Origin of the sequence: Micromonospora sp. NPDC050397 (assembly GCF_044901685.1) — a bacterium.
In the GTDB taxonomy this organism is placed as follows: Bacteria; Actinomycetota; Actinomycetes; order Mycobacteriales; family Micromonosporaceae; genus Micromonospora_G.
Genome location: NZ_JBJDPS010000001.1, coordinates 1099074 through 1121647, shown reverse-complemented (window position 1 = coordinate 1121647; position 22574 = coordinate 1099074). Strand labels below are relative to the sequence as shown.

18 protein-coding genes, 2 pseudogenes and 1 riboswitch are annotated in these 22574 nt (G+C 70.2%); of the genes and pseudogenes, 9 read left to right on the top strand and 11 right to left on the bottom strand.

The genetic code is table 11. The features are described 5' to 3' along the window. Window positions 1-143: 143 nt before the first annotated feature. Window positions 144-923, bottom strand: a complete 780-nt coding sequence (locus tag ACI2K4_RS04450) for a glucose 1-dehydrogenase (protein ID WP_404508661.1) — start codon at window positions 921-923, stop codon at window positions 144-146. Further along, window positions 923-2737 (bottom strand): annotated as a pseudogene (locus tag ACI2K4_RS04445) (glycoside hydrolase family 15 protein); the annotation flags it as partial. The pseudogene ACI2K4_RS04445 and the gene ACI2K4_RS04450, both read right to left, overlap by 1 nt. A gap of 213 nt (window positions 2738-2950) precedes the next feature. On the opposite strand from ACI2K4_RS04445, the gene ACI2K4_RS04440 reads away from it, so the two are divergent. Together ACI2K4_RS04440 and ACI2K4_RS04435 are read left to right on the top strand one after the other, a co-directional pair. Then, window positions 2951-4174, top strand: a complete 1224-nt coding sequence (locus ACI2K4_RS04440) for a sugar phosphate isomerase/epimerase family protein (protein ID WP_404508659.1) — start codon at window positions 2951-2953, stop codon at window positions 4172-4174. Between the two features lie 63 nt (window positions 4175-4237). Continuing rightward, window positions 4238-5287, top strand: coding sequence for an LLM class flavin-dependent oxidoreductase (locus ACI2K4_RS04435; protein ID WP_404508657.1), 1050 nt, complete (start codon window positions 4238-4240; stop codon window positions 5285-5287). A 66-nt stretch (window positions 5288-5353) separates the two neighbouring features. Here ACI2K4_RS04435 and ACI2K4_RS04430 read toward each other — a convergent pair whose 3' ends face one another. Together ACI2K4_RS04430 and ACI2K4_RS04425 are read right to left on the bottom strand one after the other, a co-directional pair. Further along, window positions 5354-6355 carry an aldo/keto reductase gene (locus ACI2K4_RS04430; RefSeq protein ID WP_404508655.1) on the bottom strand — a complete coding sequence of 334 codons (1002 nt, stop codon included), beginning with the start codon at window positions 6353-6355 and terminating at the stop codon, window positions 5354-5356. 20 nt (window positions 6356-6375) lie between these two features. Continuing rightward, window positions 6376-7413 carry an NAD(P)H-dependent flavin oxidoreductase gene (locus ACI2K4_RS04425; protein WP_404508653.1) on the bottom strand — a complete coding sequence of 346 codons (1038 nt, stop codon included), beginning with the start codon at window positions 7411-7413 and terminating at the stop codon, window positions 6376-6378. 264 nt (window positions 7414-7677) lie between these two features. Here ACI2K4_RS04425 and ACI2K4_RS04420 point away from each other — a divergent pair, with 264 nt between their 5' ends. Beyond that, window positions 7678-9735: a glycosyl hydrolase family 28-related protein gene (locus ACI2K4_RS04420; protein ID WP_404508651.1), complete on the top strand. Its 2058-nt coding sequence runs from the start codon at window positions 7678-7680 to the stop codon at window positions 9733-9735. Between the two features lie 82 nt (window positions 9736-9817). Here the strand turns inward: ACI2K4_RS04420 and ACI2K4_RS04415 are convergent, their stop codons facing one another. Both ACI2K4_RS04415 and ACI2K4_RS04410 read right to left on the bottom strand, forming a co-directional pair. Continuing rightward, window positions 9818-11179 carry an SGNH/GDSL hydrolase family protein gene (locus tag ACI2K4_RS04415; protein WP_404508649.1) on the bottom strand — a complete coding sequence of 454 codons (1362 nt, stop codon included), beginning with the start codon at window positions 11177-11179 and terminating at the stop codon, window positions 9818-9820. 203 nt (window positions 11180-11382) lie between these two features. Continuing rightward, window positions 11383-12810 carry an endo-1,4-beta-xylanase gene (locus ACI2K4_RS04410; RefSeq protein WP_404508648.1) on the bottom strand — a complete coding sequence of 476 codons (1428 nt, stop codon included), beginning with the start codon at window positions 12808-12810 and terminating at the stop codon, window positions 11383-11385. 500 nt (window positions 12811-13310) lie between these two features. On the opposite strand from ACI2K4_RS04410, the gene ACI2K4_RS04405 reads away from it, so the two are divergent. Both ACI2K4_RS04405 and ACI2K4_RS04400 read left to right on the top strand, forming a co-directional pair. Next, a complete protein-coding gene (locus ACI2K4_RS04405; protein ID WP_404509184.1) occupies window positions 13311-13508 on the top strand; it encodes a hypothetical protein in 198 nt (65 codons plus the stop codon). 75 nt (window positions 13509-13583) lie between these two features. Then, window positions 13584-14144, top strand: coding sequence for a TetR/AcrR family transcriptional regulator (locus tag ACI2K4_RS04400; RefSeq protein ID WP_404508646.1), 561 nt, complete (start codon window positions 13584-13586; stop codon window positions 14142-14144). A 76-nt stretch (window positions 14145-14220) separates the two neighbouring features. Here ACI2K4_RS04400 and ahcY read toward each other — a convergent pair whose 3' ends face one another. The 4 genes and pseudogenes from ahcY to ACI2K4_RS04380 all read right to left on the bottom strand — a co-directional run bounded on the left by ahcY (window position 14221) and on the right by ACI2K4_RS04380 (window position 17942). Then, complete coding sequence (gene ahcY / locus ACI2K4_RS04395) at window positions 14221-15681, bottom strand: adenosylhomocysteinase (RefSeq protein WP_404508644.1); 1461 nt, start codon at window positions 15679-15681, stop codon at window positions 14221-14223. Window positions 15682-15797: 116 nt separating this feature from the next. Further along, window positions 15798-15874, bottom strand: a riboswitch (S-adenosyl-L-homocysteine riboswitch). Window positions 15875-15958: 84 nt separating this feature from the next. Next, on the bottom strand, window positions 15959-16141 hold the full coding sequence (locus tag ACI2K4_RS04390) for a helix-turn-helix transcriptional regulator (RefSeq protein ID WP_404509183.1): 183 nt from the start codon (window positions 16139-16141) through the stop codon (window positions 15959-15961). Between the two features lie 424 nt (window positions 16142-16565). Further along, a pseudogene (locus tag ACI2K4_RS04385) lies at window positions 16566-16907 on the bottom strand (AAA family ATPase); the annotation flags it as partial. A gap of 111 nt (window positions 16908-17018) precedes the next feature. Then, a complete protein-coding gene (locus ACI2K4_RS04380) occupies window positions 17019-17942 on the bottom strand; it encodes an ADP-ribosylglycohydrolase family protein (RefSeq protein ID WP_404508642.1) in 924 nt (307 codons plus the stop codon). Between the two features lie 184 nt (window positions 17943-18126). Here ACI2K4_RS04380 and ACI2K4_RS04375 point away from each other — a divergent pair, with 184 nt between their 5' ends. From ACI2K4_RS04375 to ACI2K4_RS04365, 3 genes are all read left to right on the top strand, one after another. Continuing rightward, window positions 18127-18765 (top strand): hypothetical protein, encoded by a 639-nt coding sequence (locus tag ACI2K4_RS04375; protein WP_404508640.1) that lies wholly within the window; start codon window positions 18127-18129, stop codon window positions 18763-18765. A 66-nt stretch (window positions 18766-18831) separates the two neighbouring features. Then, window positions 18832-19359 carry a hypothetical protein gene (locus tag ACI2K4_RS04370; RefSeq protein ID WP_404508638.1) on the top strand — a complete coding sequence of 176 codons (528 nt, stop codon included), beginning with the start codon at window positions 18832-18834 and terminating at the stop codon, window positions 19357-19359. An 86-nt stretch (window positions 19360-19445) separates the two neighbouring features. Next, window positions 19446-20729: a phosphodiester glycosidase family protein gene (locus ACI2K4_RS04365; RefSeq protein ID WP_404508636.1), complete on the top strand. Its 1284-nt coding sequence runs from the start codon at window positions 19446-19448 to the stop codon at window positions 20727-20729. Between the two features lie 86 nt (window positions 20730-20815). On the opposite strand, the gene ACI2K4_RS04360 is transcribed toward ACI2K4_RS04365, so the two are convergent. Continuing rightward, window positions 20816-21160 carry a response regulator gene (locus ACI2K4_RS04360; protein WP_404508634.1) on the bottom strand — a complete coding sequence of 115 codons (345 nt, stop codon included), beginning with the start codon at window positions 21158-21160 and terminating at the stop codon, window positions 20816-20818. A 123-nt stretch (window positions 21161-21283) separates the two neighbouring features. Between ACI2K4_RS04360 and ACI2K4_RS04355 the strand changes: the two genes are divergently transcribed. Further along, window positions 21284-22570, top strand: a complete 1287-nt coding sequence (locus ACI2K4_RS04355; RefSeq protein WP_404508632.1) for a phosphatase PAP2 family protein — start codon at window positions 21284-21286, stop codon at window positions 22568-22570. Window positions 22571-22574: the final 4 nt, after the last annotated feature.

Here is a 22574-nt window from a genome sequence, read left to right as displayed (position 1 = left end):
GCCCGAGAGGACAGATTGCCATCGATCAATCCGGTGAACGTTGCGGTTTTGTTGCACTCCCCCGCGTCAGGACGGCGCACGTCCGTGCCGGTTCGGACGCCCGGAGCACGGCGTCGACCACCGCCCTCCTCACGCGGTACGGATCAGGCGCCCTGACCCTGGTTCTGCATCAGGCCACCGTCCATGAAGTAGGTCGAGCCGGTGACGTACTCCGCCTCGTCGCTGGCGAGGAAGACCGCGAGTCGGGCGATCTCGGTCGGCTGGGCGGCCCGCCGCCACGGGATGCTCTGCACCTGCTCCTCCAGGTACTTCGGGTCGTCGATCGCCCTCTGGTTGAACGGGGTGAGGACCATCCCGGGGCCGATGTTGTTGACATTGATCTTCATGGGTGCGAGTTCGAGCGCCATGCTCTTGGACAGGTTGAGCAACGCGCCCTTGCTGGCGTCGTAGTCCGATCCCCCGGCCCGCGCCACCTCCTGGTGCACCGAGGTCACATTGATGATTTTCCCCCTGCCGCCCTGGTCGCGGCGGTGCTGCGCGAATCGCCGGGAACAGAAGAAGGCGCCGTAGACGTTCGTTCGGATCGCCTTGTCCCAGGTCTCGGTGTCGAGGTCGATCACCGGGATTCCGGACGCGTCGACTCCGGCGTCGTTCATCAGCACGTCCAGCGCGCCGAACTCCGCGAGCGCGTCGTCGAACATCGCACCCACCTGGTGCTCGTCGCTGATGTCGCCCTGCACGACGATCGCCCGCCGCCCGGACTGCTCTACCTGCCGCCGGGTGTGCTGCGCACCGTCGTGGTCCGTGAGGTAGTGCACCACCACGTCGGCCCCCTCCCTGCCGAACTCGATAGCGGTCGCCTGCCCGATCCCCGAGTCGGAGCCGGTGATCAACGCGGTCATTCCGTTGAGCCGTCCAGCCATCAGTTGCCTCCCTGCGGGGTGGAGACCGCGTCGGTCGACGCGGCGTCGAGCTGCCAGGCTGCGAGGACCAGTCCGATGTGCGAGAACGCCTGCGGGAAGTTGCCCAGCTGCGTCCCGGTGAAAGGGTCGATCTGCTCCGCAAAGAGCCCCAGGTCGTTGGCGCTGTCGGCAAGATTCTCGAACCGCGCGACGGCCCGGTCGCGCTCGCCCGCGAGGGCGAGGCAGGTGACCATCCAGAACGAGCAGAGAAAGAATGCCGCCGGATCGCCGTCCCAGCGGCGGACCAGACCCCCGTGGGAAAGCCGATCCTCGATCAGGCTCATCGTCGCGCGCATCCGCGGGTCGGTGGCCGGCAGGAACCCGACAATCGGCATGACCAGCACGCTCGCGTCGAGCTGGTCGGAGCCGAAGGCCCCGGTGAAGGCACCCACCTCGTCGTTCCACCCCTCGCGCAGGATCGCGTCCCGAACCTCATCCCGGGCACCGGCCCACCGGGCAAGGTCACCGCCGTCGCCGATCCGCCCGCCGAAGCGGGCCGCCCGATCCAGCGCCACCCAGCAGAACACCTTGGAGGACAGGTAGTGCCGCTGCGCGTCTCGCGCCTCCCACATTCCGGCGTCCGGCTCCCGCCAGGCGGTAGCCGCCCGGTCGGCCAGGTTGCGCAGCAGGTCGCGGATCTCGTCGGGCATGGGGCTGAGGTAGTCGCGCAACAGCCAGGCCGCGTCCAGCACCTCACCGGGTACGTCGAGCTGCCGCTGCCGCCAGGCCTCGTTGCCGATCCAGACCGGTGTGCTGTTGCCGTACCCGCTCAGTGTGTCCGCCTGACGTTCCGAGATGTCCCGCTCACCCTCGACATCGCACATGATCGGCACCGGTCGATCACCCACCTGACCGACCGCCGAGGCCACCCAGCTGAACAGCCGGTTCGCCTCCGTGGGGCAGGCCGCCACCCAAAGCGCGTGCAACGTCATGCTGAAGTCACGCATCCACGCGTACCGGTAGTCGTAGTTGCGGTCGTCGCCGACGCGCTCGGGCAGCGACGTCGTCGCGGCGGCCACGATCGCCCCACTGGGCTGGTAGGTGAGCCCCTGTAGCACCAGCGCGTGTTGCCGAACCAACTCCGGGTAGCAGCCCTGGTACTCATGCTCCATCGCCCAGGAGCGCCACGAGTCCACCGTCTCGTCAACCGTCCGCCGGACATCGGCCGCCAGTGGGCGGGCGTCGCCGTAGGTCGGGGTGTACGCGAGCTTGAACGTCTCCTGCTGCCCTGTCCCGACGCGGAACCGGGCCGATGCGTCGTCGTTGTCGCTCTCCAGCGGCACGCTGGCCGTCAAGGTCAGCGTCGTCGCTCCCGCCGTGGCCACCAGTGCGTCGTTCTGGCGCATCAGATACGCGTGCACCCGACCGTACTGGAACCGGGGGGAATAGGACATCTCAAGCAGGACCACACCGGAGAGGCCCTCCACCAGCCGGACCAGGGCGCCCGGGGATCGACGGCCGATCTGATGTCCCCGCACCCCGGGCTCCAGCGCCAGCGCGTCGGTCACCGCCACCGAGCCGTGCTCGGTGGTGAAAACGGTACGCAGTGCCAGAGTGCCGTGCACGTAGGCGCGCTTCACCTCGTACGCGCCCTGCGGACGAATCGACCAGTGCCCGCCATGCTCGTCCAGCAATCGGCAGAACACCGACGGCCCATCGAACCGGGACGGACACCACCAATTCACCGACCCGGTGCGGTCGACGAGTGCGGCGGTACGCCCGTCGGCCAGCAGCCCATGATCCTTGATCTCACTCCTGCCCACCCGTCGGCCTACCCGCCAGTCCCGGACTTAAGCAGAACGGCCGGGAGGCAGGGGCCCGACCCTCGGCGGCAACACCCCCGTCACCACACCCACCCGGGTGAAGATTGGTCATTGACCATGACCGATGGGTCAACTTAGGATGGGCAAGCGCTTTCCAGGCCACCAGGACTCGCCTTCGCCGACCGACCTTCCGCTCGTGGTTCGCATCGACCGGGGAGAGACAGCATGGATCGCACCATTCTCCGCCCGCCCACGACTCGACCAGGGCTCGCCCGACGCCTGCTCACCGCGACACTGGTCGCTCTGCTGCTGCCACTCGCGCCGGCCCCGGCGTCAGCCAGGGGCACGCGTCCGGCCCCGCCGACCGCCGACATCGCCGCTGACGTCGACCGAGCCCACGGCGCCGACGACCGCTGCGGGTGGGGCTACAGCCCCTCGACCACAATCTTCTTCGGTCGGGGCAGAGCCGACTCGGGCGTGGCCAACCACGACATCGGCAACGGCTGCACCATCATGGACATCATCTGGCGGGAGGCGCCGTTCGCCGACCACGGCGCCTTCGTGAGGCTGGTCGACCGCCTCACGACGCACCTGATCAGGAGCCGGGTCATCACCGCGCGGGAACGCACGAGCATCGTCGGTGCCGCCCGGTGGTCCGATGTCGGCAAGGACCAGGCGGTCACCGGGAGACGGGCGGTGCCCGACGCCAGGATCGGTCTCGTGCTCTACACGGTACGGGCCACCATGCCGTCCGCGCCCGAGGCGACCCTGGCAGCGCTCGCCGGCTGCGGATACCGCAACGCCGAGCCCTCCGGCGCCGTGAACAACTTCTACGGCAGAAGTGCCGCCGCGCTCGCACCCCTGATCGCGGACGCCAACGTTTCCGTACCGTCGATCGGAATCAGCCTCGGCGACCTCGAGACCAATCTCGACGGCGTGATCGCCGACGCGAACGCGTTCGGCGCGAGGTACGTCCGCATCTCGGGGTCGAGCGCCTGGCAGCTCGAGGACTACCGGAGACTGGCGGCAACCCTGAACACGGTCGGTGCCTCGCTCAAGCGGGCCGGCATCACCGTGGCGTATCACAACCACGGATTCGAGTTCACCGCCACGGACGGCGTACGCGGTTACGACGTGCTCGTGCGCGAGACCGACCCGCGCCTGGTCGCCATGGAACTCGACCTGTACTGGGCGTCCAGTGTCGGAGTGGACCCGGTGGCCCTGATCAAGCAGTATCCCGGGCGGTTCTCGCTGTTCCACGTGAAGGACATGGCCGCCGACGGCTCGTTCGCCGACGTGGGCGAGGGCACGATCGACTTCACCCGGATCTTCGCGTACAGCGGGGTTGCCGGTGTCGACCACTACCTGACGGAGAACGACAACCCCTCCCCCGACGGAGTCTCGTCCGCCTGCGACAGCTACGCAAACCTCCGCGCGCTCCGCTACTGACGACGCTCGCCGAGGTGTTCGACCACGGCGGCGTCCGACGATTCACGGCCAGGAGGCACTACCGTGAGATTCAGCTACGCCATGCTGCCCGACTACCCGATCGCGCAGTCGCTGGCTTCCATCAGGCTGGCGGAGGAACTCGACTTCCACGCGGTGTACGCGGCGGACGAGCCGTGGCACAAGGACATGTGGCTGCTGTTCGCGGCCGCCGCGGCACAGACCTCACGGATCCGGATGGGACCGAGCGTCTCGGCCGTCACCCTGCGCGAACCGAGCCTGATCGCGCAGGCCGCCGCGACCCTGGACGAACTGACCGGTGGCCGGGCCGAGGTCGTGTTGGGCAGCGGCAACTTCGGCGTACTCGCCCAGTACAAGATCGACTGGACGACCACCAGACCGCTCACCCGGGTGAAGGAGGCGGTCGAGGTCGTCCGCACCCTGCTCGACCACGGCACGATAACCCGAGACGGCGAGTTCTACTCCTACGACGGCCTGTTCACCTTCGCCCGCCCGATCCAGCGGCACCTCCCGGTCAAGATCGGTGCGATGCGGGGACCGAGGTCGTTCCAGGCCGCCGGTGAACTTTCCGACGGCATGCACCACGCGCTCAGCTACTCGCGCGCGGCCTACGAATACGCGGTCGAGCACTTCCGGATCGGCGCGGAACGCGCCGGCAAGGACTGGCGGTCGCTGGACATCGGCGCCTGGGTGGTGTTCGCCGTCGGGCCGGACTCGACCGCGGCCAAGGAGGCGGCCCGGAGCATGGTCGGCCTGTACGCCTCGGCAATGCCCGCCGAGCAACTCGAACGCAACGGTGTGGACCCCGACGAGATGGTGCCGATCATCGATGCCATCGCAGCCGGTGATCTCGCGCGCGGCATCGAGCTGACGACCCCGGAGATCACCGAGAAGCTATCGCTCGCCGGCACCCCCGACGAGGTACGGGCGAAGATCGCGAGCGACATCGCCCCGACCGGTGTCAACCACATGATCTGTGCCATCACAGACGCCACCCTGGTGAAATCCTTCACCGGCCGCGACGTCCCCGGCGTTGCCGACGTCGACGGTCAACTGCGCCTGATTCACGACAAACTGATGCCAGCCTTCGGGTGAGCCACACACCACGTCCCGCCGCGCACCGGGGCGTCCCGGTCGTCGGTCGAGCCGTCCCCGTCCGCGTCAGGTGCCCGCCGCCGGGGTGGGCACCGTCTCCGGCAGCAGCCCCGTGGCCTTCATCGCCGCCCACAACTCGGGCGGGATCGGATGAGCCAGGAGGGCGGCGCTGTCGGTCACCTCGTGCGGTGCCCGCGCGCCGACCACCACGGTCGCGATGGCCGGGTGCCCGAACGCGAACTGGATCGCGGCGGCCAGTGGCGGAACGTCGTACCGGTGACAGAGGTCCCGGATCGCGCGGACCCGACCGAGCAGCGCCTCGGGGACCTGGGAGTAGCCGTAGGCAGCACCGGTTCGCGGCTCGGCGAGCAGGCCGGACTGGAACACGCCCGCCGCCATCACCGCGATGCCACGCTGCTCGCAGAGCGGCAACAGGTCGGCCAACCCGGACTGGTCCAGCATCGTGTAGCGGCCGGCGAGCAGGACAGAATCGGGTCCGGGATCGGGTGCCTCGCGGATGAACCGGGCCGCCACGTCGGCGTGGTTCACGCCGAGCGAGACGGCCCGGATCACGCCGCTGGCGCGAAGGTCGGCCAGGGCCCGGTACGCCTCGGCGAGAGCCGTCGGGTAGTCCTGGTCCGGGTCGTGCACGTGCAGGACGTCGATCCGGTCGAGGCCGAGACGTTCCAGACTCTGCTCCACCGAGCGGATCACGGCGGGATAGCGGTAGTCGAGCCGGGGACCGACGCCGGCTGGCGGGTCGGCCCAGATCGACTGGGTGTCCGTGCCACCCGGCTCGATCAGCCGGCCCACCTTCGTGCAGAGGACGTACTCGTCGCGCGGGCGGGGGCGCAGTGCGAGGCCGGCGCGGGTTTCCGAGCGACCGTACCCGTAGACCGGTGCGGTGTCGTAGAGCCGGATGCCGAGCCGCCACGCGGCGTCGATCGTGGCGCCGGCCTGTACCGCGTCGACCGGCGCGAACATGCCGCCGAGGGAGGCCAGGCCGAGACCGAGCCGGCTGACAGGCAGGCCGGTACGCCCGAGCGGCACCGTGTCATGCGCGTACATCTGTTGTCTCCGATGATCGGTCAGAGGGGTGCTGCCAGTGTGGTCACCACGTCGCCGGCCGGGCCGGTGGCGGCGTGCCGGTAGCCGGTCCCGGCCCACAGATGCGCCCGGTCGGCATCCCCGGCGGCAACCGCCGCCGCCCTGATCGGGCGGGTCAGGTGGTGCACCGCGGGGTAACCGAGCGGCGCCCCGGCCCGGTGACGGTCGACAAATCCGTTACGCAGCGCACGGGCCGGGCGGCCGGTGAAGGCGTGGGTCACGACCGTTTCGGTGAACGCCGGATCGGCGAGCGCGTCCCGGTAGGTCCGGCTGGCGCCGCTCTCGTCCGTACGCAGCAGCAGCGTGCCGACCATGACGGCGACGGCGCCGGCGGCGAGCAGGTCGGCGACCTGCTCCGGGCCGACCACTCCCCCGGTCGCCACCACCGGCAGCCCGGTCGCCTCGACAACCTCTCGGGTCAGCAGGCCGACGGGCAGCGGCGCGTCCGGTGCCTCCGGGCGGTGCGTGCCGCTGTGCCCACCCGCGTCGACGCCCTGGGCCACCAGCCCGTCGACGCCGAGTTCGCCGGCCGCCCTCGCCTCGGCCACGCTGGTGACGGTGACGAGCACACGCGAGCCGACCCGACGCAGCGCCGACACGACGCGCGGCTCGGGCAGCCCGAAGGTGAAGCTCACCACCGGCACCGGGTCGGCCAGCAGGAGGTCGATCTTGGCGGCCCAGTGGTCGTCGTCCTCCACCGGCTCCTCGGAGAGCGCTACGTCGTAGGGCCGGGCCTCGGGGGCCAGGTCCTGGGCGTACCGGCGGAACTCCGCCCGGTCCACCGGGACCGGGTTCGGCACGAAGAGGTTCATGCCGAACGGCACCTCGGCCCGGCGCAGCTCGTCCATCTCGGCCCGCATCGTCTCGGGCGTCTTGTAACCGGCGGCCAGGAACCCGAACCCGCCGACGGCCGCGACGGCGGCGACGAGCCGGGGCACACTCGGACCGCCGGCCATCGGCGCCGCCACCACCGGAAGTTCGCTGCCCAGCAGCGCGGTCCAGGGACTGGGACTGGTCACGACGACGATCATCCCCGATCGGGCCGGACCGAGCCGACTGGGTCCCGGGGAGCCCATTTCAGCGCTCGAATGTCGACAATGGTCCCGAATTACACGACAAAGCCGCGCTTGAATATTGACAGAATTCTGCAATAACATGACCGAGTCTAGCTCCGTTTCGAGCCTCTGAAGTCAGCGTGACGATCCCGCAGCCACCACGGGGGATGCCCCGCCTTCGAGCGTCGGCACGTCACCGTCACCGTCCCGAGAGAAACGAGTCATTCGATGTCACCGAGCAGCACCGAAGTAGCGACCAGACGGTCCGGGCGACCGTCACGCTGGATCGCCACCGGGACCGCAGTCGCCCTCGGCCTCCTCGTCGCCGGTGCCGGCACCGCCCACGCCGGCACCTCGTCCCAGACCACGCCGACGCCGGTGGTGACCCGCGCCGGCCTCGACCCGTCACTCGTACAGGGTCGAGGGGCGGCGGTCGGATTCCTGGAACAGGAGGCGGAGAACGCGCGCACGAACGGCACGGTGATCGGACCGGACCGCACGCCGTACACGCTGCCCGCCGAGGCGTCCGGGCGGAAGGCGGTCAAGCTGACGCCGGGACAGTACGTCGAGTTCACCCTGCCGAAGGCGGCCAACGCCATCACCGTCCGTTACAGCATTCCGGACGCCCCGAACGGGGGCGGGATCACCGCGCCGCTGAGCGTACGGGTCGACGGCGGACCGACCAGGACCATGACCCTGACCTCGCAGTACTCGTGGCTCTACAACCAGTACCCGTTCACCAACGACCCGAACGCGGACCTGTTGCACCCCGACTGGTGGATCACCGAGTGCGGCTGCGTACCGGCGGCCACCACGCCGACCCCGACGATCACCAAGCCGTTCCGCCCGATGCACTTCTACGACGAGCAGCGCCTCCTGCTCGGCCAGACCCACCGCGCCGGTGACAGGGTACGGCTGAGCGTGCCCGCTGACAGCGTCGCCGCCTGGACCGTGATCGACCTGCTCGACTCGGAACTGGTCGCGCCGCCTAGGGTCAGGCTGGTCGCGGCGAACGTGCTGGCGTTCGGCGCCGACCCAACCGGCCGGCGGGGCTCCGCCGCCGCGCTGGAGAAGGCGATCGCCTTCGCGAAGCTCGCCCGCCTCAAGGTCTACCTCCCGCCGGGCACCTACCAGGTGAACCGGCACATCATCGTCGACGACGTGACGATCGAGGGTGCCGGCAACTGGTACACGATCGTCAAGGGTCGCGAGGTCGCCCTCGATCCTCCGGCCCCGGACGGCTCGGTGCACACCGGGGTCGGCTTCTACGGCAAGGACGCCTCGGTCGGCGGCAGCGACAACGTCCACCTCTCCGGATTCGCCATCGAGGGCGACGTCCGCGAGCGGATCGACACCGACCAGGTGAACGGCATCGGCGGGGCGATGAGCGACTCGACCATCGACGGCCTGCACATCCGCCACACCAAGGTCGGTCTCTGGTTCGACGGGCCGATGAGCAACGTACGGGTGACCAACAACATCGTCGTGGACCAGATCGCCGACGCGCTGAACTTCCACATCGGCGTCACGGACTCGGTCGTGTCGAACAACTTCGTCCGCAACACCGGTGACGACGGCCTCGCCATGTGGTCCGAGACGACCTCGAACGCGAACAACACCTTCGACCACAACACCGTACAGACGCCGACGCTCGCGAACGGGATCGCGATCTACGGCGGCCGGGACAACACCGTCTCGCACAACCTGGTCGCCGACCCGATCCGCGAGGGCAGCGGCATCCACGCCGGCTCCCGCTTCGGCGCCGAGGCGTTCACCGGACAACTCCTGATCACGAACAACACCGTGGTCCGCGCCGGCACGTACGAACTCAACTGGAACATCGGGCTCGGCGCCATCTGGATCTACGCGCTCGACAAGAGCATCGACGCCGACGTCCAGGTGGTCGGCGACCACTACCTGGACAGCACGTACAACGCGATCATGCTGGTCAGCGAGTGGTCGGTGAAGGACCTCTACTCGATCAACGGGGTGCGGTTCAAGGACATCAGGGTCGACGGTACGGGCACCTCGGTGGTCAGCGCCCGGGTCGCCGGGTCCGCCTCCTTCGAGAACGTCGACGCCCGCAACGTCGGCGCGGTCGGGGTGAACAACTGCGGCTCGTTCCACTTCACCCCGGCCGGATCGGAGTTCGCCCTGACCGATCTGGGCGGCAACGACGGCGGCGGCACCACCGGGCCCTGGTTCGCCACCTGGCAACTGCCGAACACCATCACCTGCGACGACCGCCCGCCGGTTGTGGTGCCACCGGCCCCGGCGCCCTGGTGACAACCGAATAGCACCGATTCCGTTCGTGGGCGGGCGACCGGGCCGCGTGCCCGACCGCCCGCCCACGAACGTCCGGGAATCCCTACTGGAAGCCGAACCCGGGCGGCAGCGGCTCCCGGGTGAACAGCCGCAGCGGTACGGCGTCGGCGAGCGCCCGGTAACCGGTCGGGTTCAGGTGCAGGTGGTCCCCGACGTCGTACGCGGCGAGCAGTTGCCGGGGGTTGGCCGGATCACGGGTCACCCGGTCGAAGTCGACAACCCCGTCGAACCGTCGGCTGGTCCGGATCCAGTCGTTGACCCGTCGGCGTGCCCCCTCCCGGAAGCCCGCCGGGTCGTCGTAACCGGTGTTACCGCCGAACGGCAGCAGGGTCGCGCCGTACACCCGGATGCCGTGTGCGTGCGTCCGGGCCACGACCTGCTCGTACGCGGCGATCAGGTCGTCGGCGACGGCCTTCTGGGCGGCCTCGGTGGCCGCCGCGGTGCCGATGTCGTTGACGCCCTCGAACAGGATCAGCCACTTGACCCCGCTCTGCGCCAGCACGTCCCGGTCGAGTCGGGCCAGGACGTTGGGCCCCAGCCCGTCGTTGAGCACCCGGTTACCGCCGGCCGCCTGGTTGAGTACGGCAAGGTCGGAGGTGGGGCCGTGGCCGCGCATCCGGTCGAGCAACTGGTCCGGCCATCGGTCGTTGCCGTTGGTGGTGGAGCCCCGGCCGTCGGTCAGCGAGTCGCCCACCACCACGGCCGCCGCCGTGGACGCGGCCGACCACACCTCGACCCCGCTGAGCAGGTACCAGTGGTCGGTCGGGGTGGCGGCGGGCAGTTCGTCGGCCAGGACGTGGTTGCCGGCCAGCAGGTGGGAGGTGGTCCTCGAGCCCGGATGCGAGGTGACGTTGTTGGAGGCCTGTCCCTCGGCCAGGTAGATGGTCACGGTGAGATTGGTTCCCGGCGCCAGCGCGAAGCTCAACGGATCGGAGACGGCCTGCGCGCCGACCGGTACGACCATCGACGGCCGGCCGGAGAAGGTCACCTGCCGGGCGGTTCCCGGCCTGATCCCGCTGACGCCCGCCTCTCCGCCCGCCGGCAGCGCGACCGAGACGGCGGTGATCGGCAACGCGGCACCGCCGAACGCGTTGGAGACGCGCAGCCGCAGGTGTCGCCCGCCGACGGAGACGCGCACGGTCTGCCGCAGGGTGGCGTCGGCGAAGACCAGGTTGTCCTGGGTGAACGGCACCGGCGGCAGGTTGTGCGGTTCGGCCAACTGCGGCATCGACACCCAGGTGTTCACCCAGTGGCCGGTGGTCCGCGAGCCGGCCGACCCGCCGCCGGCAACACCGGCCGCCGACTCGTCGTCGGTCAGGTCGCGCAGGATCCTCGGCAGGGCGCCGGTGGTGGCGGCGAGCGCCCCGACCGTGACCAGTCCCGCCAGCGACGATCGTCGGTCCATGCCGACTACCCCTTCCGCCCGTACGGCACCGTCGGCACGGCGGTGGCCGTGACCGGCGGCAAGGGCGTGCTCTGATGGTTCCCCGTACGCATGGTCGTCTCCCTGTCGTCGGTGGTGCGCGGACCGCACCGTGGTTGGGTCGGCACCGAACGGCCCGGGTACGGAGGGTCGGGGTTCCCTCGCACCCGGGCCGTCGGGATGGTTCAGCTCACGGTGCAGGTCGGGGTGATACCGGTGGCGCTACCGGTGCCCTGGAAGCCGAACTCGGTGCTCTGGCCCGCGTTGAGCCGGCCGTTGTAGCTGACGTTGCGGAACTGGACACTGCCGCTGCTGCCGCTCGCGGTCGCGTTCCAGGTGTTGGTGACCGCCGCCCCGGACGGCAGGGTCAGGCTCACCGCCCACCCGGTGGTCCCCGAGGAGCCGGCGGTGACCCGGATCGTGGCGACAAACCCGCCGGTCCAGGAGTTGAGCGAGACGGTCGCGGAGCAGCCCGCGCCACCCGGGGGCGGGGTGGTCGGTGGACGGGTCGTGGGCGGCGTGGTCGGCGGCTGGCCGGTCGGCGGGGTTGTCGGCGGCTGCGTCGGGTTGCCGCTGTTGAGGGCGTTCAGCGTGGAGGTGTACGCGGCCTTCTTGTTGCCGCTGCCGTCGAAGAGCAGCGGGGTGCCGCTGGCCCGCCACGAGTCGGTGTCCCGGATGCCCCACACCGTGATGCCGGTGCACCGGCTGATCGCCAGACAGGCCGACACCACCCGGGCGTAGTTGTTGGCCTGGGTGGTCCCCGAGCCCTCGATGTCCAGCTCGGTGATCTGCACCTCGACGCCGAGGTTGACGAACCGCTGGAGGTTGGCCTGGTAGTCGTTGGGCACCGGGCTCTGGGCGTTGAAGTGGGACTGGAAGCCGACGCAGTCGATCGGTACGCCGCGCGCCCTGAAGTCCTGCACCATGGCGTAGACCGCGTTGCTCTTCGCGTTCTGCCCGTCGGTGTTGTAGTCGTTGTAACAGAGCTTCGCGCCGGGGTCGGCGGCCCGGGCCGCGCGGAAGGCGGCCTCGATCCAGTCGTTACCGGTGCGCTGCAGGTTGGAGTCGCGCCGGCCGCCACCGCCGCCGTCGGCAAACGCCTCGTTCACCACGTCCCAGGCGCTGATCTTGCCCCGGTAGTAGGTCGCGACCTGGGTGACGTGGTTGAGCATCGCGTTGCGCAGGGCGGTGCCGGACATGTTCTGCGCCCAGCCGGGCTGCTGCGAGTGCCAGGCCAGCGCGTGGCCGCGTACCTGCTGGCCGTTTGCCCGCGCGCTGTTGACGATGCGGTCGGCGTTGGCGTAGTTGAACTGGTTCTGGGACGGCTCCGTCGCGTCCCACTTCATCTCGTTCTCGGCGGTGACGCTGTTGAACTCGCGGTTCAGGATCGTGGTGTAGACGCTGTCGCTGAGCTTGTTCGCCGCGACCGCGGTGCCGAAGTAGCGGCCCCGTTCGGCCGCCGAGGCGCCGAGGGTGGTGCCGGCGCTGGCGCTCGGCGTGAAGGCGATCATCGTACCGACGACGAGGGCGCCCACCGCGGTGAGCACCAGCGCCAGGCGCGGCCCCGACCTCACTGCGGCCTGGCGGCCACGACGAATCGAATTGACGCTCATTTCTGTTGCCTCCGGACGATTTGGAACACGGACGGTTGTCGCACGCCGGTGGCATCGATGCGGCACGCCAGGCCGACCGGGCCGAGCCCAAGTCGCCTGCCGTGCCCAGCCGTAGCGGCGCCCACGCCCGGAGGGGCAACCGCTACGGCATCGACCTGCGTCTTGCGACCGTCCCAGAGACTCGACCTGCGGGCGACGCTCGTTTGCCCGGCACATCAGATCTGGATCTCACACAGCAATCTGCGTGGGTCGATGTTAGCGGAAAGTTTCCGGAACTATCAATGGCCTACTTCCGGAGTGTTACCGGTAACTTCCGGCGACAGACGGAAAGGGCGGCACCCGGTTGTCGACCGGGAGGCATGAAGCCGTGGATTCGTACATGGAAAAACGTGTAGCTACATGTTCTTCCGTGTACGTCCGAACCGACGCACACCGACCACGGAGCCCGACGCCCCACCCAGACACCCACTCTGAGCTGGGGATACGGTCTGACCATGGAGATCCCCGCCATTTTGCGCGGAGGGCCGGGAGACAGTCAGTCCGTGACCGCGACCGGCCCCCTCCTGGTCTGGCGCTCGTGCCTCTACGAGGTGACGCCCGACTGGGCCCTGCGCCGGGGATCGGATCGACGGGTGTACCAGCACCGGCCGGACTGCTGCGAACCCTTCGGGCGCGGCTCCGAGGACCGGTGCGAATAGCCCGCGCCACCGATACTGCCACTCAACCGTAGCGCTAAGATGGCGGTGCCGCTACCACTTCTGGGGGTGCCACCGATGCGGGCTCCACGCAAGGACCAGCTCCGCAACCGGCAACGGCTCGTGACGGCCGCCCGCGAGGCGTTCGCCGAACAGGGTCCCGAGGTGACGCTCGAAGAGATCGCCCGGCGGGCCGGCGTCGGCGCGACAACCCTCTACCGGCACTTCCCCGGCAAGGAGGAGCTGATCGAGGCGGTGCTGGACGACCTGGTGGCGGCGGTGCAGGGCAACGCGGAGCAGGCAATGGAGATCGGCGATCCGGCGCTGGCGTTCCGGGCGGTCTTCACCCAGAGCTGCGACATGTCCGAGCAGGAGGTGGCGACGTTCGCCCGGTTGGCCGGCGCCGGCGAGCGGGCCGACGAGCACGCGCAACGCCTGATCACGGCCGTGGTGGGTCCGGCCACGTCGCGGCTACGGGACGCCGGAGGGCTGCGTGCCGACATCACCGCCGAGGACATCGCCGCGTTCGTCCGCATGACCCTCACCGCCCGCAGCGACGAGGCCCGGGGCAAGGCGATCAACGTCCTGCTCGACGGGCTTGTCAAGGAGCCCGGAGCGGCCTCGAACACCCGGTCGTGATCTTTCCACCGGGCCACCCCCGACCCGGCTCCGGAAGCCCTCCCCCGACGGCTTCCGGAACCCGGTGGGCGCCGCGTCAGTAGCGGTAGTGGTCGGCCTTGTACGGACCCTCGACGGCGACGCTGAGGTAGTCCGCCTGCTTCTTCGTCAGGGTCGTCAGGCGTACGCCGAGCGCGGCCAGGTGCAGCCGGGCGACCTTCTCGTCCAGGTGCTTGGGGAGCGTGTAGACGGCGGTGTCGTACTGCTCCGGCTTGGTGAACAGCTCGATCTGCGCCATCGCCTGGTTGGTGAAGGAGTTCGACATGACAAAACTCGGGTGGCCGGTGGCGTTGCCGAGGTTCATCAGCCGCCCCTCGGACAGGACGATGACCGAGTGCCCGTCCGGGAAGCGCCACTCGTGCACCTGCGGCTTGATCTCCACCCGCTCGATCCCCGGGACCTGGGCCAACCCGGCCATGTCGATCTCGGTGTCGAAGTGGCCGACGTTGCCGACGATCGCGTTGTGCTTCATCTTCGCCATGTGCTCGGCCATGATGATGTCGGTGCCGCCGGTCGTGGTGACGAAGATGTCGCCGGTGGTGACGACGTCCTCGAGTTCGACCACCTGGAGACCCTCCATCGCGGCCTGGAGCGCGCAGATCGGGTCGATCTCGGTGACCACGACCCGGGCGCCCTGGCCGCGCAGCGACTCGACCGCGCCCTTGCCCACGTCTCCGTACCCGCAGACGACGGCGAGCTTCCCGCCGAGCATCACGTCCGTGGCCCGGTTGAGGCCGTCGGCGAGCGAGTGCCTGATGCCGTACTTGTTGTCGAACTTGCTCTTGGTGACCGAGTCGTTGACGTTGATCGCCGGGAAGAGCAGCCGGCCCTCGCGGGCGAGCTTGTAGAGGCGGCCGACACCGTTGGTGGTCTCCTCGGTGACGCCGCGCACCTGCTCGGCTATCCGGGTGAAGCGCTGCGGGTCCTGCGCCATGCTCTCGGCGAGGGTACGCAGGATGAGCTGGTACTCGACGTGGTCGTCCCGGTCCGGCTCCGGTACGGCGCCGGCCTTCTCGAACTCGACGCCCTTGTGCACCAGGAGCGTGGCGTCACCACCGTCGTCGACGATCATGTTCGGTCCCTGGCCGGCGCCGAAGTCGAACAGCCGCATCGTGCACCACCAGTACTCCGCCAGCGTCTCGCCCTTCCAGGCGAAGACCGGCGTACCGGTGGGCTGGTCGACCGCGCCGGTCGGGCCGACGACAACCGCGGCGGCGGCCTCGTCCTGGGTCGAGAAGATGTTGCAGGAGACCCAGCGCACCTCGGCGCCGAGCGCGACCAGGGTCTCGATCAGCACCGCGGTCTGGACCGTCATGTGCAGCGAGCCCGCTACCCGGGCACCACGCAGCGGTTGGGTGTCGGCGAACTCGCGCCGGATCGCCATCAGTCCGGGCATCTCGTGTTCGGCGAGGCGGATCTGGTGCCGTCCGGCGGGAGCGAGCGACAGGTCCGCCACCGCGAACTCGACCCCGTTGATCTCTTGCAGTCGTGCGTTCATGGATTCCTCTTCCGTACTCCGGCAGAACTGGAGGTCGGTCGGACGGGGTCCGACCGGTACGGCGCCACGGCTGGTGGGTGCGTGGCGCGGCAGCAGATGCCGGAAAGGGCACCTCCTGCTCGGAGGCGCCCTTGTGTCTGGCCAACAGGTCGAGCGTGGCGGAATGGAATCCGTCGCAGCGCCTCTCGACCCGGGCCACGCCCCGTGGGGCGCACGGCCAGTATAACGCCGCCCGGCCGACCCCGAAGCCACCGGCCGGAGCCGCCCGCTCCGACCGCTACGACATGGCGCGGACCAGGTCGGTACGGGACCGGATGCCCAGCCGGCTGAAGATGTTGCGCATGTGGTGGTCGACCGTACGGGTGGACAGGAAGAGGCGGGCGGCCACCTCCCGGTTGGTCGCGCCCCCGGCGACCAGTCGGGCGATCCGCAACTGCTGGGCGGTCAGCGCCTCGGTCACCGGCACCGGCGACGCCTCGACCGCCTCCCCCGCCGCCCGCAACTCCGCGCTGGCCTGCGCCGCCGACCCCCGCTCCGCCGCGTCGCTGCCCCGGGGTGCCAGCAGGGCGTGGCACCGGGCCGAGATCGCCCGCGGTCGGCGGCGGCTGGTCGCCCCGGCGTTGCGCCGGGGTGAGCGCGCCGGCCAGGTCGGTGAGGGCCTGCGGGTTGCCGCCGGCCAGCCGGACCAGTGCCCCGGCGACGCCCTCGGGCAGCGGTTCGGCGAGCAGGTCGGCGAGGAGTTGGCTGCTGCTGGCCGGGTCGAGCCCGTCGAGCTGCCGGGCCGGAATGCCACCGAACACGATGTCCGGTGCGGCGGTGAGCAGGATCGCGACCGGTTGGCCGTGCAGCCGACGGGCGACGAAGGTGAGCGCGTCGACGGACGAGCGGTCGAACAGGTCGACGTCGTCGACCGTACAGAGCACGGGTCGCTCCCGGCTCGCGGCGACGAGCAGGGCGCGTAACGCCATCGCGAGGGCGAACCGGTCCGGAGCCGGGCAACCGCCACCCACGAGGGCCCGGGTCAGCACGCGGGACAGCGCGACGGGCAGCGCGCCGACGTGGCCGAGTACGGGTTCGACCAGCCGCTGCACGCCCGCGTACGGCAGTGTGGTCTCGTCGGCGAGCCCGGCGGCGGCCAGGATGGTGAGGTTCGGCGCGCTTGACCGGGCGTCGGCCAGCAGCGCGCTCTTGCCGATCCCCGGCTGCCCGTTCGTCGGCGCGACCACACGGAGAGGTTATTTGCACTGTCGATGCAGTAACCGTGAACCCAGTGTTACCTATCGGTAATCACCTGGAAAGAGGGTTGCCTCCGCCCCCGCCGACTGAACACCCCATCGTCAGCCCGGGTCGCCGAGCTGATCGGGCGTGCGGCGCAGCGGGTCCGGCAACGGCTCCCGGCGCTCGATCCACAGGGACGGGATTCCACCGTCGCCCAAGCCGGTGTGGGCGGCGACGATGCCGCCGACGATCGCACAGGTGGTGTCGACGTCCCCGCCCGCCTCGACACACGTGACGATCGCCGACCGGTAGTCGTGCAGGTGGGTCGCGGCGACCCAGAGCGCGAACGGCACGGTGTCCTGCGCGAGCACCTGGGAACCGTTGCCCAACTCGTAGGCGGCTTCGGCGACGTCGACTCCGAGCAGCTCACGGGCCCGTTCGATACCGGCCTTGACCCGGCTGTCGATCAGGTAGGCGAGCACGGCGTCGAGTAGCTCGCGCGGTGCCGGGCGGTCGCGTACCGTCCGGGCCCAGCCGGCCTCGGCGGCGGCGACCGCGACGGCCACCGCGCCGAGAATGCCCTCGCCGTGGGCATGGGTGACCTCGGCCGAACGCATCGCCTGCAGCGCGGCGGTCCGCGAGTCGCCCGCGTAAAAGGCGCCCAGCGGCGCCACCCGCATCGCCGCGCCGTTGCCCATGGAACCCTGCCCGTCGAAGGCGGCCCGGGCGACGTCACGCCAGTACGCGCCCTCGCGGATCTGGCGCAGCATCACCACCGCACCCGCGCCGTAGCCCCGGTACGGCTCGAACTGTCCGGCGAACGCGAAGGCGAGCTGATCCTGGTCAATCCGGCCGTGCTGGCGTAACTGGTCGGCCACCGAACAGGCCATCTCGGTGTTGTCGGTCCACCACCAGTGCCCGTCCGGTACGCGACCGGCGGCGAGGTCCCGGACGGAGGTGCCGGGTACGAAAAACTGGGCGCCGAGGGCGTCGCCCACGGAGAGCCCTTCCAGACTGTCAAGACAGAGTCGCAGTGAGGTCATGTTGTCAGTGATCTTCGCACGAAGTCCGTCCGTACCTTGCCCGCGACGCCGGCACGGCTGACTGGGGTGTAAGGAAGGGCCCCTTATTAACGCTATGCGTTAATAAGGGGCCCTTCCTTACACCCCAGTCAGCGCGCGATATCGTCGCCGCCGGGCCGGTGGGAGTCCACGGAGAGGGTGAGCGATGATCATCGCGGGGCGTTTCAACGGACCGCCCGGTTCGGGCAACGGCGGATACTCGGCCGGCGTCTTCGCCGACGGCGCCGCGCGCGAGGTCACCCTGCGCATGCCGCCGCCGCTGGACACGGCACTGTCGCTGGTGGACGGCGAGGTCCGGGCACCGGACGGCGCCGTCGTGGCGGAGGTCGCACCGGCCGGTGACGTGGCGACGGTGGTGCCACCCATCGGGTACGCCGAAGCCGTCGCGGCCTCCGACGGGTACGCCGGCTTCTCCGACCACCCGTTCCCCACCTGCTACGTCTGCGGCCCGGAGCGCGTCGACGGACTGCGCATCTTCCCGGGCCCGGTGGGCGACGGCCGGACCGCCGCCGGATGGACTGTCCCGCCGGACGTGTCGCCCGCGACGGTCTGGGCGGCGTTGGACTGCCCCGGCGGTTGGGCGGTGATCGGCGCCGGCCGACCCTACGTGCTCGGGCGGATCGCCGTCCTGCTCGACCGGTTGCCCGAAGCGGATGAACGATGCGTCGTGGTCGGCGCCCTGGGCCGTGCCGAGGGCCGCAAGGCGCTCGTCCACACCACGCTGTACGGCCGGGACGGCACCGAACTCGGCCGTGCCCGCGCCACCTGGATCGCGATCGGTTGAGCGCTGCCGGTCGACGGCCGCCGAACACCCTCGCCATCCACGCCCCGCGTCGGGCATGCTGCCACGATGGCCGGCACCCTGCACGCACTGCTGCTCCGACCGAGCGACCCGATCCGCGCGGGAGTCGCGGCGGTCGACGCCCGTCTGGTCGCGCTGGCGCCTCCCAGCGGGCTGGCGATGCTCCCCCTGACCGACGAGGTGCAGCAACGAATCACCGGTGACGTACGAACGGACGACCCCGTACCCGGCTTCTACGACCTGAGCCGTGGCCTCGCCGACTGGGCCCGGTCGCTGTCGTACGACGGTCCGGTCGGGTACGTCCACCTGGAGTTCCACGGCGGCACGGGCTTTCACGCCGCCGTCGGTTGGCGTGACGGCACCATCGCCTGGGGGCCGGAGTTCACGGCGAACGCCTCCTACGAGGCCGAGGCGCACTACCGGTTCCTCCCGCCGGGGCAGGGTGGCGACATGGCGATCAACGGCCTACTCCGATGGCTGGGCGTCGACCGCGCGGACCACCTGGACGAGTTCGAGGCCGTCGACCTGGTACGACACCGGTCGACCGAGCGGTGGGCCGCCGATCCGACGACATAGGCTGGAACGGCATGTAACCCACAATTAGGACAATGGTCAGACGCGGGTGGAGCGCACGGTACTTCCGTTCGAAGAGGATCGAAATCATGATCTCTCAGACATCCCCGCTGTCCCGGCTGCGGCGGCCCGGAGCCGTCGTGGCGGCGATCGCGGTCACCGTGGGCCTCGGCCTCCTCCCCGCCGGTCCCGCCACGGCCGGCACCACGTCACTTCCACTGGGCGACACCGATCTCGCCGAGTCGCGCACCGTCGAGACCCTGGCCCGTGGCGTCACCCTGACCCGGATCGTGCGCGGGACCGAACCCGCCCCGGCCGACCAGATCAACACCACCACCCGGGGGCCGTGGGTGGTGAACGTACTGACCATCGACCCCAAGAAGGCCCGGGGACACCTCAAGGCCACGTACGGGCCGGATCTGGCCGGGGTCGAGAAGACCACCGACCTGGTCCGCTCCGCCGGTGCGCTGGCCGGGGTCAACGCCTCCTTCTTCACCTTCACCGCGAGCGCCGAGTACCCGGGCGACCCGGTGGGTCTGGGCGTGTTCGGCGGCAAGCTGCTCAGCGAGCCCACCGGCGACCCGGCCGAGGTCAACCTGGTTGTCGACGCGACCAGCAACAAGGTTGTCATGGGACAGACGCGCTGGACCGGCAGTGTGCGCAACGCGCGGACCGGGGCGACCCTGCCGCTGGAGTTCGTCAACCACCCACCGGTGGTGCCGGCCGGCTGCGCCGCGCTCACCGACCAGACCCAGTGCGCGCTCCCCGGTGACGTGGTCCGCTTCACACCGGAGTTCGCCGCCGCCACCCCGTCCGGGGCGGGCGTCGAGGTGGTGCTCGACCGCAACGGCTGCGTAGTGCGCACCTCGGCCGTCCGGGGCACCGCCCTGGCCCAGGGTCAGGTGTCCCTCCAGGCCACGGGGGCGGACACCAACAACCTGCTGAGCGTCGTCAAGGGTTGCGTCGAGCAGACCAGCGCACTGACGAACGAGCGCGGTGAGCGCGTCGCCCTGCGGCCGGGTCTGTTCGCTGTCAACGGCCGCTACCGGCTGACCGCCGCAGGCGAGATCGTGGTGCCGGAAGGCTCGGACAGCTTCTTCGCGCGCAATCCCCGTACCATCGCCGGGACCACCCGCGACGGCAGGATCGTGCTCGCGACGGTCGACGGCCGGATGACCAGCAGCGTCGGCACCACGATGGGCGAGACGGCCGTGGTGGCCCAGGCACTGGGCCTGCGGGACGCGATCAACCTGGACGGGGGCGGTTCCACCGCGATGTCGGTCGGTGGCACGTTGGTCAACCGTCCGAGCGGCGGCACCGAACGGGCCGTCGGTGACGCCCTGGTCTTCGTGGACAGCCGGTTCCGGCGGTAACTCCCGCTGACATGTCGTGGTCACGTCGGTCCGGACCAACCGGTCCGGACCGACGTCGTCCGTCCCGCCGACCCGGCCGGCGGGTGTCAGTCCGCTTTCGGCCGGGTGACCGTACGGCCGTAGAACTCCTCGATCTCCTGGACCACCCGGTCGAAGTCGTCCAGGTCGATCGGCTCGGTGACGTACGCGTCCGCGTGCTCCCCGTAGCTCGCCAGCACGTCCGTGTCGACGGACGGGGTGGTGAAGACGACCACCGGGATGGCCTTGAGTCCCGGGTCCGACTTGATCTCGCGAAGCGTCTCCCGGCCGTTTGTCCGAGGCATGTTCAGGTCCAGCAGCACCGGATCGGGGCGGGGGGCGGCGGTGTACCCCGCCGCGCCTTGGCCGCGTACCGCCCGGTCTCGCCCCACGAGCAGTCGTGGTACGAGCACCAGCCGATCCCGACGCGGTACGGGCACGTGGCGGCGGGCCCGTACGGGTAACGTGCGACAGGACGGGCACCACCGTCGATGTCCGTCATCCGATCGAGCTTGCCGGCGATGGGACGGATCATCATGACAACTCAGGGTGGCATGGCGCGGCGGGTGCTGGGAGCGACGCTGGCCGCGACCCTCACGGTCGGCGCGGCGGTCGCGCTCGACCCGCCGACCGCGTCGGCGGCGAGGGTGCCTACCACGGAGAACGCCGTCATCGTCTGGGACCGCAACGCGCAGACGGCGATCTGGGACGTCGCCGGCCAGCAGCCCCAGGTGCAGGCCCGCAGCTTCGCGATGGTGCACGGCGCGGTCTACGACGCGGTGAACGCCATCGCCGGCACCCCGTACCAGCCCTACCTGACCGCGCCACCGGCCAACGGCACCGAGTCGACCGGCGCGGCCGTCGCGACCGCCGCGCACCTGGTGTTGGACGCCCTCTTCCCGGAGCAGCGGGCACGGCTGCGCACGCAGTACGACGAGTCGCTGGCGGCGATCCCGGACAGCTCGGCGAAACGGCGTGGGATCACCGTCGGCGCCCGGGCGGCCGCCGCGATGATCGCGGCCCGACGGGACGACGGGGCGTTCGGCGACCAGACCTGGCGCGTCGGCAGCCAACCCGGTCAGTGGCGTCCTACCCCGCCGACGTTCACCGACACCGGGGCGTGGGTCGGCTACCTCAAGCCGTTCCTCATCCCCAGTGCGTCGATGTTCCGCACCTCCGGCCCGCCCGCACTGACCAGCGACCGTTACGCCCGGGACTTGAACGAGGTCAAGACGATCGGTTCGGCCACCAGCACGGTCCGCACGCTGGACCAGACCCAGGCCGCGATCTGGTGGCACGACCGGCACCTGGGCGAATGGGAGATCAAGCGCCAGCTCGCCACCACCCAGCGGCTCAACCCGCTCCAGTCGGCCCGGATGTTCGCGATGGTCGATCTCGCCGAGGCGGATGCCACGACCGCCTGCTACAACGAGAAGGCGCGGTGGAACTTCTGGCGGCCGGTCACCGCGGTCCAACTCGCCGACACGGACGGCAACCCGGCCACCGTGGCCGATCCCACCTGGACCCCGCTGCTGGTGACGCCGCCACACCCGGACTTCACCTCCGGGCACACCTGCTTCACGGCGGCGAGCATGTCGGCGCTGGCGTACTTCTTCGGCCGTGACGACATCCCGTTCAGTGCGCACAGCGCCGACTCGGGTACCACCCGGTCGTTCCGTGGCTTCTCGCACGCGATCGAGGAGGTGATCGGTGCCCGCATCTGGGGTGGCATCCACACCCGTACCGCCGATGTCCAGGGCGCGAGGATCGGTGCGCAGGTCACCGCCTACGTGGTCCGGAACCACTTTCGCCCGCGTCGGTAGCGGT